The organism is Citrobacter sp. Cpo069 (assembly GCF_030332785.1).
Lineage (GTDB): Bacteria > Pseudomonadota > Gammaproteobacteria > Enterobacterales > Enterobacteriaceae > Citrobacter > Citrobacter portucalensis.
Genome location: NZ_JAOWHD010000051.1, coordinates 76,157 through 92,755, shown reverse-complemented (window position 1 = coordinate 92,755; position 16,599 = coordinate 76,157). Strand labels below are relative to the sequence as shown.

Annotated in this window: 17 protein-coding genes and 1 tRNA gene; 3 read left to right on the top strand and 15 right to left on the bottom strand. The window is 54.3% G+C overall.

From position 1 onward, the window contains the following. Window positions 1–135: 135 nt before the first annotated feature. Both OGY08_RS13255 and OGY08_RS13250 read right to left on the bottom strand, forming a co-directional pair. Complete coding sequence (locus OGY08_RS13255; RefSeq protein WP_234692392.1) at window positions 136–930, bottom strand: hypothetical protein; 795 nt, start codon at window positions 928–930, stop codon at window positions 136–138. Window positions 931–1,046: 116 nt separating this feature from the next. After that, a tRNA-Ile gene (locus OGY08_RS13250) sits at window positions 1,047–1,122 on the bottom strand. A gap of 125 nt (window positions 1,123–1,247) precedes the next feature. On the opposite strand from OGY08_RS13250, the gene mug reads away from it, so the two are divergent. Beyond that, a complete protein-coding gene (gene mug, locus OGY08_RS13245) occupies window positions 1,248–1,754 on the top strand; it encodes a G/U mismatch-specific DNA glycosylase (RefSeq protein WP_008785849.1) in 507 nt (168 codons plus the stop codon). Between the two features lie 45 nt (window positions 1,755–1,799). On the opposite strand, the gene rpoD is transcribed toward mug, so the two are convergent. The 3 genes from rpoD to rpsU form a co-directional block, all read right to left on the bottom strand. Next, window positions 1,800–3,647 carry an RNA polymerase sigma factor RpoD gene (gene rpoD / locus OGY08_RS13240; protein WP_003024699.1) on the bottom strand — a complete coding sequence of 616 codons (1,848 nt, stop codon included), beginning with the start codon at window positions 3,645–3,647 and terminating at the stop codon, window positions 1,800–1,802. 164 nt (window positions 3,648–3,811) lie between these two features. Continuing rightward, window positions 3,812–5,557: a DNA primase gene (dnaG, locus tag OGY08_RS13235; RefSeq protein WP_003828467.1), complete on the bottom strand. Its 1,746-nt coding sequence runs from the start codon at window positions 5,555–5,557 to the stop codon at window positions 3,812–3,814. 237 nt (window positions 5,558–5,794) lie between these two features. Then, window positions 5,795–6,010: a 30S ribosomal protein S21 gene (rpsU, locus tag OGY08_RS13230; protein ID WP_001144069.1), complete on the bottom strand. Its 216-nt coding sequence runs from the start codon at window positions 6,008–6,010 to the stop codon at window positions 5,795–5,797. Window positions 6,011–6,246: 236 nt separating this feature from the next. Here rpsU and tsaD point away from each other — a divergent pair, with 236 nt between their 5' ends. Further along, entirely contained in the window at window positions 6,247–7,260 is a 1,014-nt protein-coding gene (gene tsaD, locus OGY08_RS13225) for a tRNA (adenosine(37)-N6)-threonylcarbamoyltransferase complex transferase subunit TsaD (RefSeq protein WP_003024694.1), read from the top strand. An 87-nt stretch (window positions 7,261–7,347) separates the two neighbouring features. On the opposite strand, the gene ureG is transcribed toward tsaD, so the two are convergent. The 10 genes from ureG to ttdA all read right to left on the bottom strand — a co-directional run bounded on the left by ureG (window position 7,348) and on the right by ttdA (window position 15,423). Next, entirely contained in the window at window positions 7,348–7,965 is a 618-nt protein-coding gene (gene ureG / locus OGY08_RS13220; protein ID WP_003838095.1) for an urease accessory protein UreG, read from the bottom strand. Window positions 7,966–7,974: 9 nt separating this feature from the next. Continuing rightward, window positions 7,975–8,646 carry an urease accessory protein UreF gene (locus OGY08_RS13215; RefSeq protein ID WP_003828461.1) on the bottom strand — a complete coding sequence of 224 codons (672 nt, stop codon included), beginning with the start codon at window positions 8,644–8,646 and terminating at the stop codon, window positions 7,975–7,977. Beyond that, window positions 8,646–9,104, bottom strand: a complete 459-nt coding sequence (gene ureE, locus OGY08_RS13210; RefSeq protein WP_057067195.1) for an urease accessory protein UreE — start codon at window positions 9,102–9,104, stop codon at window positions 8,646–8,648. The genes OGY08_RS13215 and ureE overlap by 1 nt, the downstream gene beginning before the upstream one ends. A gap of 9 nt (window positions 9,105–9,113) precedes the next feature. Beyond that, window positions 9,114–10,817, bottom strand: coding sequence for an urease subunit alpha (gene ureC / locus OGY08_RS13205; protein ID WP_048215519.1), 1,704 nt, complete (start codon window positions 10,815–10,817; stop codon window positions 9,114–9,116). Then, on the bottom strand, window positions 10,810–11,130 hold the full coding sequence (locus OGY08_RS13200; protein WP_003828455.1) for an urease subunit beta: 321 nt from the start codon (window positions 11,128–11,130) through the stop codon (window positions 10,810–10,812). The genes ureC and OGY08_RS13200 overlap by 8 nt, the downstream gene beginning before the upstream one ends. A gap of 9 nt (window positions 11,131–11,139) precedes the next feature. Beyond that, window positions 11,140–11,442, bottom strand: coding sequence for an urease subunit gamma (locus OGY08_RS13195; protein WP_003024678.1), 303 nt, complete (start codon window positions 11,440–11,442; stop codon window positions 11,140–11,142). A 10-nt stretch (window positions 11,443–11,452) separates the two neighbouring features. Then, entirely contained in the window at window positions 11,453–12,277 is an 825-nt protein-coding gene (locus OGY08_RS13190) for an urease accessory protein UreD (RefSeq protein ID WP_008785843.1), read from the bottom strand. A gap of 123 nt (window positions 12,278–12,400) precedes the next feature. Beyond that, complete coding sequence (locus tag OGY08_RS13185; RefSeq protein WP_008785842.1) at window positions 12,401–13,864, bottom strand: anion permease; 1,464 nt, start codon at window positions 13,862–13,864, stop codon at window positions 12,401–12,403. A gap of 48 nt (window positions 13,865–13,912) precedes the next feature. After that, window positions 13,913–14,518, bottom strand: a complete 606-nt coding sequence (gene ttdB / locus OGY08_RS13180) for a L(+)-tartrate dehydratase subunit beta (RefSeq protein ID WP_003828447.1) — start codon at window positions 14,516–14,518, stop codon at window positions 13,913–13,915. Then, window positions 14,515–15,423, bottom strand: coding sequence for a L(+)-tartrate dehydratase subunit alpha (gene ttdA, locus OGY08_RS13175; protein ID WP_003828445.1), 909 nt, complete (start codon window positions 15,421–15,423; stop codon window positions 14,515–14,517). Before ttdA ends, ttdB begins: the two co-directional genes overlap by 4 nt. Window positions 15,424–15,636: 213 nt before the next feature. Here ttdA and ttdR point away from each other — a divergent pair, with 213 nt between their 5' ends. Beyond that, window positions 15,637–16,578 (top strand): L-tartrate utilization transcriptional activator TtdR, encoded by a 942-nt coding sequence (gene ttdR / locus OGY08_RS13170; RefSeq protein WP_032945042.1) that lies wholly within the window; start codon window positions 15,637–15,639, stop codon window positions 16,576–16,578. Window positions 16,579–16,599: the final 21 nt, after the last annotated feature.

The following is a 16,599-nucleotide window of genomic DNA, read 5'->3' as shown; positions in this document are numbered from 1 at the left end:
CATGGTTGGTTTATTTTTCAATGGAATAACTCCTGGTGGTGAAAGCTGAAACTGAACGGAGTTAATCAAATTGCGCTGTATCTTTCCCGTGTACCTTCCTGAAGGTTACTGGATACCTTTTGTAACTATTTATTTTTATGCACTTTTTCTTTTTGCTTTTTTGGCTTCCCGAAGAAATTCAATATTCTGATTTGGTTGTTCTAAAAGATGTAATGCGAAGCCTAGCTCTTTAGATGCATTCTCACGAGACATCGGAAGTTGTTTACTGTGAGGCCAGAACGCAGAGGCATGTTTTTCTATCTGGTTCAGAAGTTCAGTAACTGTTGGGATGACCTTTTTATTAGCGTCTCTTTGATTTTGAGAGATAACCGCAAGGGCTGCGATCAGCAACTCTTCTCGTTTGATAGCATAACTTTCCCCTCTTAGTGGAGGGGGAGTCGAATGCTTTTGCACTGCTAGCAACTCGAAATATTTTTCTTTGTAGTCCGGCTCATCTTCGATGCTATCCAGAAGCTCGAAATCGAGGATAGGGGCAATAGCCTCACGCAAGAAGCCATGTGTACTAAGTGGCTCATCGTTGCTGATATCTTCATTGTAGATACGCAGAAGTTGAGAAAGGGTCTTCGGGCGTTTCGCCAATTCTTCTGGGGACATTTTCCCTTTCATTGGGGCGGATAGTAGGTCCCAGGCAAAATGGTCATCGGCAACAGCGTTTAGCTTGTTTCCGTCCAGGCGGTATAGTTCCGGATGATGCTCAACTGACAGGGTAGTTAACAGCACAGAGGCGAGGTCTTCGTACATGGCTTCTGGATCTTGAGCTTTGGCTGAACGAAGAAGATCATAAAGGCTAATCCAGTCCTTTACCGTTAACTCAGGGGGACGGGCCATGCGGCGCTTTTTTTTCTCTTCAACTTTATCCTTAAAGCTCATGCTAAATCTCCCTGGCTACAACACCTACAGTAGAGTTACGTCACCCATTACGTCACCCAGATTGAAACAAAACAAAAAGGACTTAGCCAGTTTCCTGTCTAAGTCCTTGTTTTATTTGGTGGCCCCTGCTGGACTTGAACCAGCGACCAAGCGATTATGAGTCGCCTGCTCTAACCACTGAGCTAAGGGGCCGTGGCGGTGGATTATAAAGTAACTCCGCGTTGCAATCCAGACATAAGCGTACGGATGCTGTTTTTATAAACAATGTATTTTCAGTCCGTTATACTGGTTCCTCTGATGTATTGTTCGGAGTAATTATGGTTAAGGACATACTGGCACCGGAGCTGCGGGTGGTGTTTTGCGGTATCAATCCGGGGCTTTCTTCCGCAGGTACAGGATTCCCCTTTGCGCACCCCGCTAATCGCTTCTGGAAGGTTATCCATCAGGCGGGATTCACCGATCGCCAGCTTAAACCTGAAGAGGCACAGCACCTGCTGGACTTCCGCTGCGGCGTGACTAAGTTTGTCGACAGACCAACGGTACAAGCCAATGAAGTGAAGCTACAAGAGATGCGTAGCGGCGGTCGTCTGCTTATTGAGAAAATAGAAGAGTATCAGCCAGCCGCGCTCGCTATCCTTGGGAAGCAGGCATTTGAGCAGGGGCTTAGCCAGCGTGGGGCGCAGTGGGGAAAACAAACGCTGACCATTGGCGCGACGCAAATATGGGTATTGCCGAATCCCAGCGGGTTAAGCCGGATCACGCTGGATAAACTGGTAGAGGCGTATCGCGAGTTGGATGACGCGCTGGTCATGCGCGGGATGTAAAGAAAAACGCCACCTTGTGGTGGCGTTTGAACTTATACGGCGAGATTAATCGTCGAGGAAGCTACGCAATACTTCAGAGCGGCTCGGGTGGCGCAGTTTACGCAGAGCCTTCGCTTCGATCTGACGGATACGTTCGCGGGTAACGTCGAACTGTTTACCCACTTCTTCCAGCGTGTGGTCGGTGTTCATATCGATACCGAAACGCATACGCAGAACTTTCGCTTCACGGGCGGTCAGGCCAGCCAGAACGTCGTGCGTTGCGGCACGCAGGCTCTCGGTGGTCGCAGAGTCCAGCGGCAGCTCGAGGGTGGTATCCTCGATGAAATCACCCAGATGCGAATCTTCATCGTCGCCGATCGGCGTTTCCATGGAGATAGGTTCTTTAGCGATTTTCAGCACTTTACGGATCTTGTCTTCCGGCATCAGCATGCGCTCAGCCAGTTCTTCTGGCGTCGGCTCGCGGCCCATCTCTTGCAGCATCTGACGGGAGATACGGTTGAGCTTGTTGATAGTCTCAATCATATGTACCGGGATACGGATGGTACGCGCCTGATCCGCGATCGAACGGGTGATCGCCTGACGGATCCACCAGGTTGCATAGGTGGAGAACTTGTAACCACGACGGTATTCAAACTTATCAACCGCTTTCATCAGACCGATGTTACCTTCCTGAATTAGATCCAGGAACTGCAAGCCACGGTTGGTGTATTTTTTAGCGATAGAGATAACCAGACGTAAGTTCGCTTCAACCATCTCTTTTTTCGCACGGCGGGCTTTCGCTTCACCGATGGACATGCGACGGTTGATATCTTTAACCTGTTCGATGGTCAGGCCGGTTTCTTCTTCAATCTGCTGCAGTTTCTGCAGGCCGCGGTGAACGTCATCTGCAACATCGTGCAGTTTTTCAGACCACGGTTTGTTCATCGCGATTGCCGCGTTGAACCAGGTTTCGCTGGTTTCGTTGCCAGTGAACAGGGTGATGAAGTTTTTCTTCGGCATTTTGCACTGCTCAACGCAGAGCTTCATGATCAGACGTTCCTGAGTACGCACGCGGTCCATCATGACGCGCATGCTGTTTACCAGGTAGTCGAACTGCTTCGGCACCAGGCGGAACTGTTTGAACACTTCGGACAGCTTCTGAATTTCTTCCTGCGCGGCAGCATGGCTGCGGCCTTTCGCTTTGATGGTGTCGCGAGTGATTTCGTACTGAGTACGCAGTTCACCGAATTTTTCACGCGCTAACTCAGGGTCGATGCTGTTGTCATCATCGCTGCTGTCGTCGTCGCCATCTTCTTCATCTTCGTCTTCATCGTCATCCATCTCTTCCTGAGAGAGTTCAGAACCGACGTGGGTCGCCGTTGGCGCCATGTCTTCTTCCGCGTTTGGATCGACAAAGCCAGTGATCAGATCGGAAAGACGTGCTTCTTCAGCTTCTACGCGATCGTACTGCTCAAGCAGGTAGGTGATAGCTTCCGGGTATTCGGCAACGGAGCATTGAACCTGGTTAATCCCGTCTTCGATGCGTTTAGCGATGTCGATTTCGCCTTCGCGGGTTAACAGTTCAACGGTACCCATTTCACGCATGTACATGCGGACCGGGTCAGTCGTACGACCGATTTCGGACTCAACGCTGGACAGAACCTGGGCAGCCGCTTCTTCCGCGTCTTCATCGGTGCTGTTGGAGGTTTCAGCAAGCAGCAGATCATCGGCATCAGGTGCTTCTTCCATCACCTGAATACCCATGTCATTGATCATTTGGATGATGTCTTCGATTTGATCTGAATCGACGATATCTTCCGGCAGATGGTCATTGACCTCGGCATAGGTCAGATAGCCTTGCTCCTTACCACGTTGGACAAGAAGCTTCAGCTGTGACTGCGGGTTTTGCTCCATAAGACGGTATCCACACTTAATTCGTTTGATTGGTGTTGGGCGGTAAAACCGCCAACGGCAAAACGAGGGCATACTTATATTTTGCCGCTGCCTCTCCGTGCGGCTGTCGGGGGCTTCCCGATCGATATTCGGCAGTTAAGCCGTTAAATACTTTTGTCTTTCTGTTATTTCTTGGCCAGTTCCTGGTTAAGTGTCCAGAGTTCCCGGCGTTCTTCGCTGCTTAAACCGTGTGTGCGCTCACGAGCTATCAACTCTTCCTGGCGCAGTTCAAGCATCGAATCAAACATATGGTTGAGTGAGTCGGTGAAGGTTTTTTCCGCGATATCTTTATCTGCTATATCGTCCCACATCGACAGTTTTTCAAGGGTCGCAGCATCATTTGTGCCACGATAGTGTTCTAAAAGTTGCCCGGTGGTCAGACCTGGCTGAGCCAGACAAGTGTTGACCAGTTCTCTGAATAAGCCAAGTCCAGGCAGCTTATTACTATCCAGTGCGCCTAACGGTGGAACCAGCGGGGCGAGGCCCGGGTTCTGTACCAGCAGCCCTATAAGTATACGCATGGTCGTACGTTTTAGCTGTGGAACAGGGCGGGAAGCCCCATTTTCTGCCAGTTTAGGCATTAAACGTTCAAGCTGGCTGTCATCCAGAATGCCGAGCTTGTTCCCCAACTCCTGTCGCAAGTAAATGCGCAACGTTTCGCCTGGTACCTGAGTAATCAGAGGTAATGCCAGCGTACTGAGCTGTGCGCGTCCGTCCGGGGTACTCAAATCCACCTGCGGCAGCAGGCTGTTAAATAAAAACGCGGAGAGCGGCAGCGCCTGCTCCATCCGGGCTTCAAAGGCCTCTTTCCCTTCTTTACGCACCAGCGTATCGGGGTCTTCGCCGTCAGGTAAAAACATGAAGCGTAGCTGGCGTCCGTCTGTCATATAGGGCAGTGCGGTTTCCAGTGCGCGCCATGCTGCGTCGCGTCCGGCACGGTCGCCGTCGTAACAGCAAATTACGTTGTTCGTCGCGCGGAACAACAGTTGGATGTGATCGGCAGTAGTTGACGTCCCTAGGGATGCCACGGCGTAGTTAATGCCGTATTGCGCCAGCGCCACCACATCCATATAGCCTTCTACCACTAACAGGCGCTGTGGATCGGCGTTATCCTGCTGGGCTTCATAAAGGCCATACAGCTGGCGGCCTTTATGGAAAATATCGGTTTCCGGGGAGTTCAGATATTTCGGCAGGGCATCGCCCAGCACGCGTCCACCAAAACCAATGACCCGACCACGTTTGTCGCGAATGGGGAACATCACCCGTTCGCGGAAGCGATCGTAACTGCGTCCCTGATCGTTGGTGACCAACATCCCCGCATCGACCAGCGATTTGCGATTCTCAGCATTGCCGCCAAACCGTTTCAGGACGTTGTCCCAGCCGGGGGGCGCAAAACCAATAGCAAAACGGGTGATAACGTCGCTACTTAATCCTCGCTTTTCCAGGTACTGGCGCGCAGGGGTAGCGGCGGGCTGCATCAAAGACTGTTGATAAAAAGTGTTCAGGCCGTCCATCAATTGATAAAGGCTTTGCCGTTGATGGCGCTCTATCTGACTGGGGCCACTGCCTGCTTCATAGGGCACTTCGAGGTTGTGCATTGCGGCCAGTTCTTCGACGGTTTCTACAAACTCGAGCTTGTCGTAGTTCATGAGAAAGTCGACGGCGTTGCCATGCGCGCCACACCCAAAGCAGTGATAAAACTGTTTTTCACCGTTTACGGTGAAAGAGGGGGTTTTTTCGTTATGGAACGGACAGCACGCGTGATAATTTTTGCCCTGCTTTTTCAGCTTTACCCGCGCGTCGATGAGATCGACGATGTCGGTTCTTGCCAGCAGGTCATTGATAAAAACGCGAGGAATTCGTCCAGCCATAAGCCCCTGTTTTTTGATGACTCATATACACAAAATCATTCAGGATGCATCAAGGCGGCAAGGAAGCGAATCCTCAGGAGCGTACAGCAGTACGTGACTGGGGTGAGCGACTGCAGCCAACACTGAGGCAGCTTGAATGATGACGTGTATAAACGAAAATAAGCCGCGCATTCCTTCCGGAAGCACGGCCTTACAACTACAACTCAGTCTGAATTGAGAGCTTTGGCTCTCAATGGATTAGTACAGACGAGTACGGCGTGCGTTTTCGCGAGCCAGTTTCTTCGCGTGACGTTTCACAGCAGAAGCTTTAGCGCGCTTACGTTCGGTAGTCGGTTTTTCATAGAACTCACGACGACGAACTTCCGCCAGAACACCTGCTTTTTCGCATGAACGCTTGAAGCGACGCAATGCTACGTCGAACGGCTCGTTTTCACGTACTTTAATTACCGGCATGTAACTCTCACCTTTAATAAATTCGGTTTGCCGCTGGCATCAACGCCAGCTTATTTCAAAATGGTGCGGAATTTTACTGCAATTGCTGCTGCTTTGTAAAGCACCGACGCGATTTTGAAAGGGACTTTTATAAGGACAAGGAGTATACACGAGCGAAACTCCTGGGGCGAACAAAGTTTTACATCAACCCGCATTGGTCCTACACTGCGCGGTAATAGAGCGAGGTAAAACAAGTCATGCGTGTACTGGGTATTGAAACATCCTGCGATGAAACCGGCATCGCCATTTACGACGATGAAAAAGGTCTTTTAGCCAACCAATTGTATAGTCAGGTGAAATTACATGCTGACTACGGCGGCGTAGTGCCTGAACTGGCCTCGCGCGATCACGTACGTAAAACCGTACCGTTGATCCAGGCCGCGCTGAAAGAAGCGGGACTGACGGCAAAAGAGATCGATGCGGTGGCGTATACCGCAGGTCCTGGTCTGGTTGGTGCGCTGCTGGTTGGCGCAACCGTAGGACGTTCGCTGGCGTTCGCCTGGGGCGTACCGGCAATTCCTGTGCACCACATGGAAGGGCATCTGCTGGCGCCAATGCTGGAAGATAATCCCCCTGCATTCCCGTTCGTCGCGCTGCTGGTTTCCGGCGGCCACACGCAGCTGATCAGCGTCACCGGTATCGGTCAGTATGAATTGCTGGGCGAATCGATTGATGATGCTGCCGGTGAAGCGTTTGACAAAACCGCCAAGCTGCTGGGGCTGGATTATCCTGGTGGCCCAATGCTGTCAAAGCTGGCATCACAAGGCGTTGAAAAACGTTTTGTCTTCCCGCGTCCGATGACTGACCGTCCGGGGCTGGATTTCAGCTTCTCAGGTCTGAAAACCTTCGCTGCGAATACCATTCGTAATAACGAAAATGACGATCAGACCCGCGCTGATATCGCCCGTGCGTTTGAAGACGCGGTAGTTGATACGCTGATGATCAAGTGCAAACGCGCGCTGGATCAAACCGGTTTTAAACGTCTGGTGATGGCGGGAGGCGTGAGTGCGAACCGTACGCTGCGCGCAAAGCTGGCTGAGATGATGCAAAAACGTCGTGGCGAAGTGTTTTACGCGCGTCCGGAATTTTGTACCGATAACGGGGCGATGATCGCCTACGCGGGCATGGTGCGCTTTAAAGCGGGTGCAACGGCGGATCTTGGCGTGACCGTGCGTCCACGCTGGCCGCTGGCGGAATTACCGGCAGCATAAGTTTTTTTGCCCGGTAGAGCTGCGTTTACCGGGCTTACAAAACCGTAGGCCGGGTCAGGCGAATCCGCCGCCCGGCGATAGCTCTCACTACATCCGCAACATTCCTTTCTCTTCCAGAAACGCGATAATTTTTTCCAGGCCTTCTCCAGATTTTAAATTACTAAACGTCCATGGACGCTCGCCGCGCATGCGCAAGGTATCGCGCTCCATCACCTCCAGCGATGCGCCGACGTAAGGGGCCAGATCGGTTTTATTGATCACCAGAAAATCGGATTTGGTGATCCCCGGACCACCTTTACGCGGGATCTTCTCGCCTTCAGCAACATCGATCACATAGATCGTCAGATCCGCGAGTTCCGGGCTGAAGGTGGCGCTCAGGTTATCGCCGCCGCTTTCCACAAAAATCAGATCCAGATTGCCGAATTTCTCGCTCAGCGCTTCTACGGCGGCCAGATTCATCGACGCATCTTCGCGGATGGCGGTATGCGGGCAGCCACCGGTTTCCACGCCGACGATCCTATCTGGCTCCAGTGCGCCCGCCTCGGTGAGAATGCGCTGATCTTCTTTGGTGTAGATATCGTTGGTCACCACCGCCAACTGATAGCTGCTGCGCATGGCTTTGCATAACGCTTCCAGCAGCGCCGTTTTGCCCGAGCCGACCGGGCCGCCAACGCCCACACGCAGGGGATGCTTGTAGTTACTCATTTTTTCTCCTCAGGAGCGGAATAATCGGGAATATTGGGTTTCATGCCGGGCAGACGCGATAGCGGCCAACGGCGTTGCGGAGCCGAGGCTGGTGTCAGGACACGTCAGCGCCTGTGCCAAACCCTGCGCATAGCGATCGCAGAGCGCAATAATCAAACGCTGGGCCGCCTGTTGTCCAAAAGGAACCAGCTTGACGCCAGCCATGACAGCGCTCTCAATCCAGCTGTAGCCGAGGCTTAACGCCAGCTCCGTCAGCGGAATTTTCCAGCGCACGCCCAGCCAGGCCATGCCGCAGAGTTGGCTGTCGACAAAGAGGGTGCGCCATTCTCGCGAGCAATCCGACTCCCAGTCGGTGACCAGCCGCGTAAACGCCGCACCCCGACTGCGTTCTTCATCCCGCAGTTCGCGGGTTTCGCGACAGGCCAGCAGGTAAGCGCTCCAGCGGCGTGCTGCGTCGAGATCGTCCAGCTCGCAGGCGCGATACAGTCTCGCCAGCAGCGGTAGGTCAACGGTAAAAAAGTTCTGCTCCATCTGCTGGATTTGCCAGGCAGAGAAGTCATCGACGCTTTTCACCCAGCCGATTTCCACCGCCCACTCCAGACCCTGGGACCAGGTAAATGACCCTACCGGGAGCGCGCTGCTGGCGAGCTGCATCAGACGTAGCTGTTGGCTGTTATGCATCAGTGCGCATGACCATGGTGATGCCCGTGTGATTCACTGGCATAAGCGCCTGCTTCAGGTTCAAACGGCAACTGGGCGAACGTCACCTCAAGGTTGAACTGGCGCAGCATGTCGTCCAGCACATGATCGTGATGGTAACGCAGTTCATCCGGCAGGATTTGCAGCGGAACGTGGCGATTACCGAGGTGATAACAGGCTTTGGCGAGCAGGAAAGGATCGGTGCAGCGCACCACGGAAACCGACTCCGGTGCGGCGATCACTTCGATCACTTCGCTGCCATCTTCGGTACTTAGCAGATCGCCACCGCGCAGCAGCAAACCACGGGGTAGCATTAGCCCGGCTTCGCGACCGTCGTTCAGTGCTACCCTGGCGCGACTTTTTACCCGGACATCAATGGGCAGCGTGACGCTTGCAGTAACGCGGTGAGCGTGGTCAAGGCGTTGGGTCAGATAGATCATCGTCACTCCTCAAAACAGAAAATAGCGTTGCGCCATCGGCAAAACATCTGCCGGTTCGCTGGTGATAAGTTCGCCATCAATACGCACCTCGTAAGTCTGAGCATCGACGGTGATATTGGGTTGCAGGCCGTTGTGGATCATGTCGACCTTTTTCACCGTCCGACAGCCTTTGACGACGGCGATAGCGCTTTGCAGATTGAGCTGCTGCGGGATGTTTTGCGCGTCAGCGGCCTGCGAAATAAAGGTCAGCCGGGTGTGGTGCCGCGCCGCGCCAAGCGCGCCGAACATCATGCGGTAATGCACCGGCTGCGGGGTGGGGATCGAGGCGTTGATATCGCCCATTGGCGCGCAGGCAATCATCCCGCCCTTGACGATCGTCGCCGGTTTTACGCCAAAAAAGGCGGGCGACCACAGCACCAGATCGGCCAGTTTGCCAGGCTCAACGGAGCCGACTTCATGGGCGATACCGTGGGTTAATGCCGGGTTGATGGTGTATTTGGCGACGTAGCGTTTAACGCGCAGGTTGTCGTTGTCACCGGTTTCTTCTGCCAACGGGCCACGCTGAACCTTCATGCGGTGCGCCACCTGCCAGGTACGCAGGATCACTTCGCCAACGCGCCCCATCGCCTGTGAATCGGACGAGGTCAGGGAAAACGCGCCAATGTCATGCAGCACATCTTCGGCAGCGATTGTTTCCCGGCGAATGCGGGATTCGGCAAAGGCCACGTCTTCGGCGATATCCGGATCGAGGTGGTGGCAAACCATCAGCATGTCGAGATGCTCGTCGATAGTGTTGACGGTATAGGGCAGCGTCGGATTCGTGGAAGAGGGCAGAATATTCGGATGCGCGCAGGCGGTGATGATATCCGGCGCATGGCCGCCGCCCGCGCCTTCAGTGTGAAAAGTATGAATGGTGCGATCGCCAATCGCCGCCAGCGTATCTTCAACGAAACCGGACTCGTTGAGCGTGTCGCTGTGCAGCGCGACCTGGATGTCCATTTCGTCGGCCACGGTTAGCGCGCAGTCGATAGCGGCAGGCGTGGCGCCCCAGTCTTCATGGATTTTCAGGCCAATTGCGCCCGCGCTGATTTGCTCGCGCAAGGCGTCTGGGTTTGAGCCATTGCCTTTGCCCAGCAAACCGATGTTAACCGGTAACGTGTCTGCCGCCTGCAGCATGCGCGCGATATACCACGGGCCCGGCGTGCAGGTGGTGGCGTGAGTGCCTGCTGCCGGACCGGTGCCGCCGCCGATCATCGTCGTCACGCCAGAAACCAGCGCCTCCTGCGCCTGCTGTGGGCAAATCCAGTGAATATGCGTATCCACGCCGCCCGCGGTGACGATCTTACCTTCTCCAGCGATGACTTCAGTTCCCACGCCTATCGGGATCGTGACGTTGGGTTGAATATCGGGATTACCTGCTTTGCCGATGGCGAAGATCCTGCCGTTTTTGATGCCGATATCCGCTTTCACGATCCCCCAGTGATCGACGATCAGCGCGTTGGTTATCACCAGATCCACGCATGCATCGGCGCGCATTTGTCCCTGGCCCATGCCGTCGCGGATCACTTTTCCGCCGCCGAATTTGACCTCTTCGCCGTAGGTGGTGAAGTCTTGTTCCACCTCGATCCACAGGTCGGTATCCGCCAGGCGCACTTTATCGCCGGTGGTTGGGCCAAACATGTCGGCGTACGCCTGCCGGGAAATGTCACTCATTATCTGCCTCCAGTGCGCCCATCACTTCGCTGCGAAAACCCACGATCCTTTGTGCACCAGCAACGCGCACCAGTTCGACTTCGCGTTTTTGTCCTGGCTCAAAACGCACCGCAGTGCCCGCAGCAATGTTCAGACGAAAACCGCGTGCAGCCAGCCTGTCAAAGCGCAGCGCTGGGTTCACTTCGTAAAAGTGATAGTGCGATCCCACCTGGATGGGTCTGTCGCCATGATTTTCCACCACGATCGTGCAGATCTCCCGCCCTTGATTAAGCGCAATATTGCCTTTTGCGATCTGATATTCACCTGGGATCATTGCTGCTCCTTAGACGATCGGATTGTGGACAGTGACCAGCTTCGATCCGTCCGGAAATGTGGCTTCAACCTGAATATCCGGGATCATCTCCGGTACGCCTTCCATCACCTGATCGCGGCGTAGGACGTGACGCCCGTCTTCCATCAGCGCGGCCACGGTTTGCCCGTCCCGCGCCCCTTCCATGATGAAAGCGCTAATTAGCGCCACCGATTCCGGGTAGTTCAGCTTCAGCCCGCGGGCCAGGCGACGTTCCGCCACCAGCGCGGCGGTAAATAGCAACAGCTTGTCTTTTTCTCTGGGAGTCAGTTCCATAAGGGTTCTCTTAGGTTTGCCAGATTCGCGGGAGTACGGGCGCTTTGTGTGTCAGCAGCGGGCGCAGAAATTGCCAGATGTCGCGCATAACGCGCTGGACAACCAGGTTGTCGCTAGCAAGAAAACGGATTGTCAGCAGCGAATCGTTAAGCGTTGCCCCGGCGTAATCGCCAAGCGCCGTAAGCCGCTCCCGCGTGCCCTCGAGCATATGTTCGCTGGCCGGATAACACAGCAACGTGCCGACCCAGGGATGATGTGCGACGCCGCTCAGATTCCCCTCCTGCAACTGCAAGCGTTCTATCAGCAGTGGCTGCCCATCTCGCCATACTTCCTGGCGGTTTTGCAGCGTGCCGTAACTGAAGGTCTCCTGCATAACCGGTCGGCCAAGACACAGCAGATCCCAGGCCAGCAGGCGGCTTGCGGATGTCAGATGAAAGACGGTCTGAATAGCGGCGTTGGCGCCGGGAAAGAGGATCGTATCCTGCGGCAGCCACTCCAGCGTCGCGTGGGGTGCGAGGGTAAAATGCTGGCGCAGCAATGCCTGCGGTCCACGGCTGCGGTAAAACTTTCCCGCGCCAGGCTGGGTGATTAACGCGTGGCTGTTTTCGTCGAGCGTTACGGCGATATGGAGCTCATCCCCGCCGACGATCCCCGCCGGTGGATGAAGCAAATAGAGATGGCAAACGTCCTCTTCCGGGTAAAACGGGCGTTGAACCGTCAATGGACCATGATGACGCGCCGAGGCGAGCACCGTTTTGTGCCCGGTGCAGGTAAAATGCAGATCCAGTTCGGCCTGCCAGCCCCGTGTGAGTGTCTCGTGCGCAACCGTGTCCAGAGCGTTTCCCCTATCAGCATGAGGGTGTTTGCATACAAAAAAGTATGCCTCAGCGCGTCGGGAAATCGATCATATGAGAAGCTTATGGATAAAGGGGCGACAATACGCCGCCCCACCAGGGTTTTACAGTAAAACGAGGGGCATCCAGACCAGACCGGTAATCACCAGTAGCACGAGGAAAATCAGGCCAAAAATAGCACCGAGTCGCCAGTAATCTACCGTTGGTAAATAGCCGCTGCCGTAGTAGATAGGGCTAGGGCCGGTGGCGTACGGGGTCAGAATGCTGCCCAGACCAATAGCGGCGCCGACCATCAGGCAGAAGACCGGTAGCGGGATTTCCGGCATCGCCAGCGCGGCGGCAATCATCATCGGTGCGAGGGCGGAGGTATAGGCTGTGGCGCTGGCAAAGAAGTAACGCAGCAGATAGAACACCACGATCAGTGCTACCATCACCATCATCGGGGAATAACCGCTCAGCCCGTTTGCCAGCAGCTTGCCGAACCAGGTAATAAAACCGGTGTTATTGAGCCCGGTGGCCAGCGTGATCAGCGAGGCCAGCCAGAAAAAGACGTTCCATGCGGCTTTATTGCTGACGATGTCATCCCAGCTAATGATGCGCAGTACCAGCATCAACGCCACCACGCTGTATCCGACCATCGCGGCGTCAATATAATCGCCGCCGAAGATCCACAGCACCAGCGCGCCGACCATCAGCACCAGCATCTTTTTCTCGCGAGCGCAGAGCGGTCCCATCGCTTTTAGTTCAGTATCCGCCCAGCGTGGAACCTGATCGCCGGATTTCAGCTCCGGTGGATATAACACGTACGCCAGCCACGGCACGATCAGCACCAGTAAAATGCTCAGCGGCAGCATGCCTAAGAACCAGTCACCCCAGCTCAGCGCGGTGTGGGATGCGCCTTTCATCAGACCGATCAACAGCAGGTTCGGCGCCATTGCCGTTAAGAAAATGGCGCTGGTAACGCAGTCAGCGACAATGCCCATCCACATGATGTACGAGCCAATAGAGCGTGAACTGGCGCTATTGGGTTGTGAGTTATACAGCGGCGGCAGGTTGCGGATAATCGGGTAGATTATTCCGGCCCCACGGGCGGAGTTGGAAGGTGTGACGGGAGCGAGGATAAGTTCGGAGAACATCACCGCATAGCCGAGAAACAGCGTCCTATGCCCCATCTTTTTCACCAGCATCAGCGCGATTCGCCGACCGAGTCCGGTTTTCTCATAGCCCGTGCCAAACATAAAGGCCGCGAAGATCAGCCAGATGACCGAGTTTGAAAAGCCAGATACCGCCCACGACAGCGATTTGGCGGTAAATTTAAAACCGTCCTGCGCGAGTTGCTCCGGGCTGAACAGCAGCCACGGAGAAAGGACGGCGATGATCGAAATGCCAATCATCGCCACTACCGCGCCCGGTACAGGTTCCAGAATAAGCCCGACAATCACACCGGTAAAGACGGCAAAATAGAGCCAGGTGTGGCTCTCAAGACCGGTGGGGACGGGTAGAACAGCAATAATGGCGATGACCACCAGCGGAGCCAGGTATCGCCACCAACCAGCTAAAGGTGCCATTGTTGTATCCCTACGAAAGGGGAGAGGCGTAGCGCCTCTCCGGGAGGGTTATTTGATGTAATGCACGTGCTCACAGATTTCATCGACGATAGGGTCGCGACGTTCAGCGAACAGCTTTTTGTTTTCAGCGATCAGGTTATTGCCGTGGGTATCGATGGAAACGATCAGCGGGCCGAACTCTTTTACCCGACACACCCACAGGGACTCCGGCATGCCGAGTTCCGTCCAGTGCACCTCTTCGATCTCCTCAACCTGGGTTGCCGCCACGACTGCGCAGCCTGCCGGGAAGATGACGTGCAGCGCTTTAAACTGCTTGCAGCCTTCTTCCGTCAGCGGTCCCATGCCGCCCTTGCCGACCACCAGTTTGACGCCAGTCTGTTCGATAAAGTCTTTCTCAAACGCTTCCATACGCATGCTGGTGGTTGGGCCGACGGAAACCATTTCCCATTTTTCACCGTTCTTACGTACGATCGGGCCCGCGTGGAAAATGGCTTTGCCGTTCAGGTCATAAGGAATCGGGCGCTTCAGTTCGATCAGGCGGCGGTGGCAAACGTCACGGCAGGTCACCAGCGTACCGGTCAGGTAAATGACATCGCCAACGCGAATGTCTGCCAGATCTTCTGCTTTGATCGGGGTTGTGAGGATCTTTTTCATAACGCGCTCCGGGTGTGAGACAGGTTTTCGAAGGAGAGGTCAGCATGAACCAACAGCGTGCCGCGACGGTGGGCCCAGCAGCCGGTAGAGACGGCAACGCCGATAGTCGACGGGTGGCGCGCGGCGGATTCGATATGCACGCCCATCACCGAGCTATTACCGGTCAATCCTTGCGGACCAATGCCCAGACGGTTAAGTCCTTCTTCCAGACGCAGTTCCAGTTCGGCCGCTTTCGGATTCGGATGACGTGAGCCGATAGGGCGCAGCACCGCTTTACGAGAAAGAACGGCGGCGGTTTCTACGGAGGTGGCAATACCTACGCCCACCAGCACCGGCGGACAGGCGTTGACTGCCAGCGTGGAGATATTTTCAAAAACAAATTTCACCACACCTTCGTAGCCCTCAGAAGGCATTAACACTTTCGAGCGTCCCGGTAGCGTACAGCCGCCGCCTGCCATGTAGACTTCGATTTCCGCGTCATCGTTATCAGGGATGATGTCCCAGGTGACCCACGGCACACCGGTACCTGTATTTTTGCCGGTATTCACTTCGTCAAAAATCTCGACCGCGTTATGGCGCAGCGGCGCTTTTACCGTGGCGTCTTCAACGGCCTGCTTCAGAATGCTTTGCAGTTCGCCGAGGAGCGGAAAACGGGAACCGACCTTCACGAAGAACATAATCTCGCCGGTGTCCTGACAGGCTGGGCGGTTCAGGTCGATAGCCTTCTGCATGTTGTCAAACATGGTGTGGTAGATGATTTTACCCATCGGCGAGGTTTCGCCTTCACGCAGCTGTTTTAATTTATCCACGACGTCATCGGGCATGCGGGTAGAAATCATGGCGGTAAAATCAGCGACAATGTTCGTCAGCGTATTTATCGCATTTTGGTTATTTTGATTGCTCATCTTGTTAACTCCAGTTCTTTTATTTATCTGGAAATAAATTCTCCGCCACAAACTACCACTAAAAATGTGGGTTAATATTATTTGCCACTGTGAATATCTAATTAACAGTTCGTGAATGATGTCCGGATAAGGCAATAAAAATTGCGCAAAGGCAGGGTTTAAGACGCATGAGAGAATTACACTGCGGTGAACAACATTACGGATAGACCGATCATGCTGAACACGTATCCCCTGGCGAAAGACCTGCAGGTGTTGGTTGAAATTGTGCATAGCGGCAGCTTCAGCGCCGCCGCCGCGACGCTGGGGCAAACGCCGGCGTTTGTGACAAAACGCATTCAGATCCTAGAGTCCACGCTTGGGACGACGCTGCTAAGCCGCTCTGCGCGTGGTGTAGCGCTCACGGAAAGTGGTCAACGTTGCTATGAACATGCGCAGGCGATCCTCGCGGGCTATCAGCATCTGGTCGATGACGTCACGCAACTCAAAACGCGCCCGGCAGGGATGATTCGTATCGGCTGTAGTTTTGGCTTTGGGCGCAGTTATATTGCGCCGGCAATTACTGAATTGATGCATAGCTACCCTGAATTACAGGTGCATTTTGAGCTTTACGATCGGCAAATTGATTTGGCGCAGGATAATATCGATTTGGATATTCGTATTAATGACGAGATACCGGATTATTATATTGCGCATTTGTTAACGAAAAACAAAAGAATATTGTGTGCGGCCCCACCGTATTTACAAAAATACGGTGAGCCGATGACGTTACAGGAATTAAGTCGTCATGATTGTCTGGTCACCAAAGAACGCGATATGACTCACGGGGTGTGGGAACTGGACAATGGTCAGGAGAAAAAGTCGGTCAAGGTGGCGGGACATCTTTCCTCTAACAGCGGTGAGATTGTGTTGCAGTGGGCGCTACAGGGAAAAGGGATCATGCTGCGTTCTGAATGGGATGTGCAGCCGTTTCTGGCCAGCGGTGAACTGGTGCGTGTGCTGCCGGACTATGCGCAGAGCGCCAATATCTGGGCGGTTTATCAGGAGCCGCTGTATCGCAGCGTGAAGCTGCGCGTGTGCGTGGAATTTCTGGCGACGTGGTGTCAGAACCGATTAGGCAAACCGGTGGAGGGGTATCACATCCCCCACGCCGGATAAGACGCCGTTGCGTCGCTATCC

Excerpts from the sequence above, each read along its gene's own strand:
- OGY08_RS13255 (WP_234692392.1), bottom strand. The coding sequence starts at position 930 with ATGAGCTTTAAGGATAAAGTTGAAGAGAAAAAAAAGCGCCGCATGGCC.
- mug (WP_008785849.1), top strand. The coding sequence starts at position 1,248 with ATGGTTAAGGACATACTGGCACCGGAGCTGCGGGTGGTGTTTTGCGGT.
- rpoD (WP_003024699.1), bottom strand. The coding sequence starts at position 3,647 with ATGGAGCAAAACCCGCAGTCACAGCTGAAGCTTCTTGTCCAACGTGGT.
- dnaG (WP_003828467.1), bottom strand. The coding sequence starts at position 5,557 with ATGGCTGGACGAATTCCTCGCGTTTTTATCAATGACCTGCTGGCAAGA.
- rpsU (WP_001144069.1), bottom strand. The coding sequence starts at position 6,010 with ATGCCGGTAATTAAAGTACGTGAAAACGAGCCGTTCGACGTAGCATTG.
- tsaD (WP_003024694.1), top strand. The coding sequence starts at position 6,247 with ATGCGTGTACTGGGTATTGAAACATCCTGCGATGAAACCGGCATCGCC.
- ureG (WP_003838095.1), bottom strand. The coding sequence starts at position 7,965 with ATGAGTAACTACAAGCATCCCCTGCGTGTGGGCGTTGGCGGCCCGGTC.
- OGY08_RS13215 (WP_003828461.1), bottom strand. The coding sequence starts at position 8,646 with ATGCATAACAGCCAACAGCTACGTCTGATGCAGCTCGCCAGCAGCGCG.
- ureE (WP_057067195.1), bottom strand. The coding sequence starts at position 9,104 with ATGATCTATCTGACCCAACGCCTTGACCACGCTCACCGCGTTACTGCA.
- ureC (WP_048215519.1), bottom strand. The coding sequence starts at position 10,817 with ATGAGTGACATTTCCCGGCAGGCGTACGCCGACATGTTTGGCCCAACC.
- OGY08_RS13200 (WP_003828455.1), bottom strand. The coding sequence starts at position 11,130 with ATGATCCCAGGTGAATATCAGATCGCAAAAGGCAATATTGCGCTTAAT.
- OGY08_RS13195 (WP_003024678.1), bottom strand. The coding sequence starts at position 11,442 with ATGGAACTGACTCCCAGAGAAAAAGACAAGCTGTTGCTATTTACCGCC.
- OGY08_RS13185 (WP_008785842.1), bottom strand. The coding sequence starts at position 13,864 with ATGGCACCTTTAGCTGGTTGGTGGCGATACCTGGCTCCGCTGGTGGTC.
- ttdB (WP_003828447.1), bottom strand. The coding sequence starts at position 14,518 with ATGAAAAAGATCCTCACAACCCCGATCAAAGCAGAAGATCTGGCAGAC.
- ttdA (WP_003828445.1), bottom strand. The coding sequence starts at position 15,423 with ATGAGCAATCAAAATAACCAAAATGCGATAAATACGCTGACGAACATT.
- ttdR (WP_032945042.1), top strand. The coding sequence starts at position 15,637 with ATGCTGAACACGTATCCCCTGGCGAAAGACCTGCAGGTGTTGGTTGAA.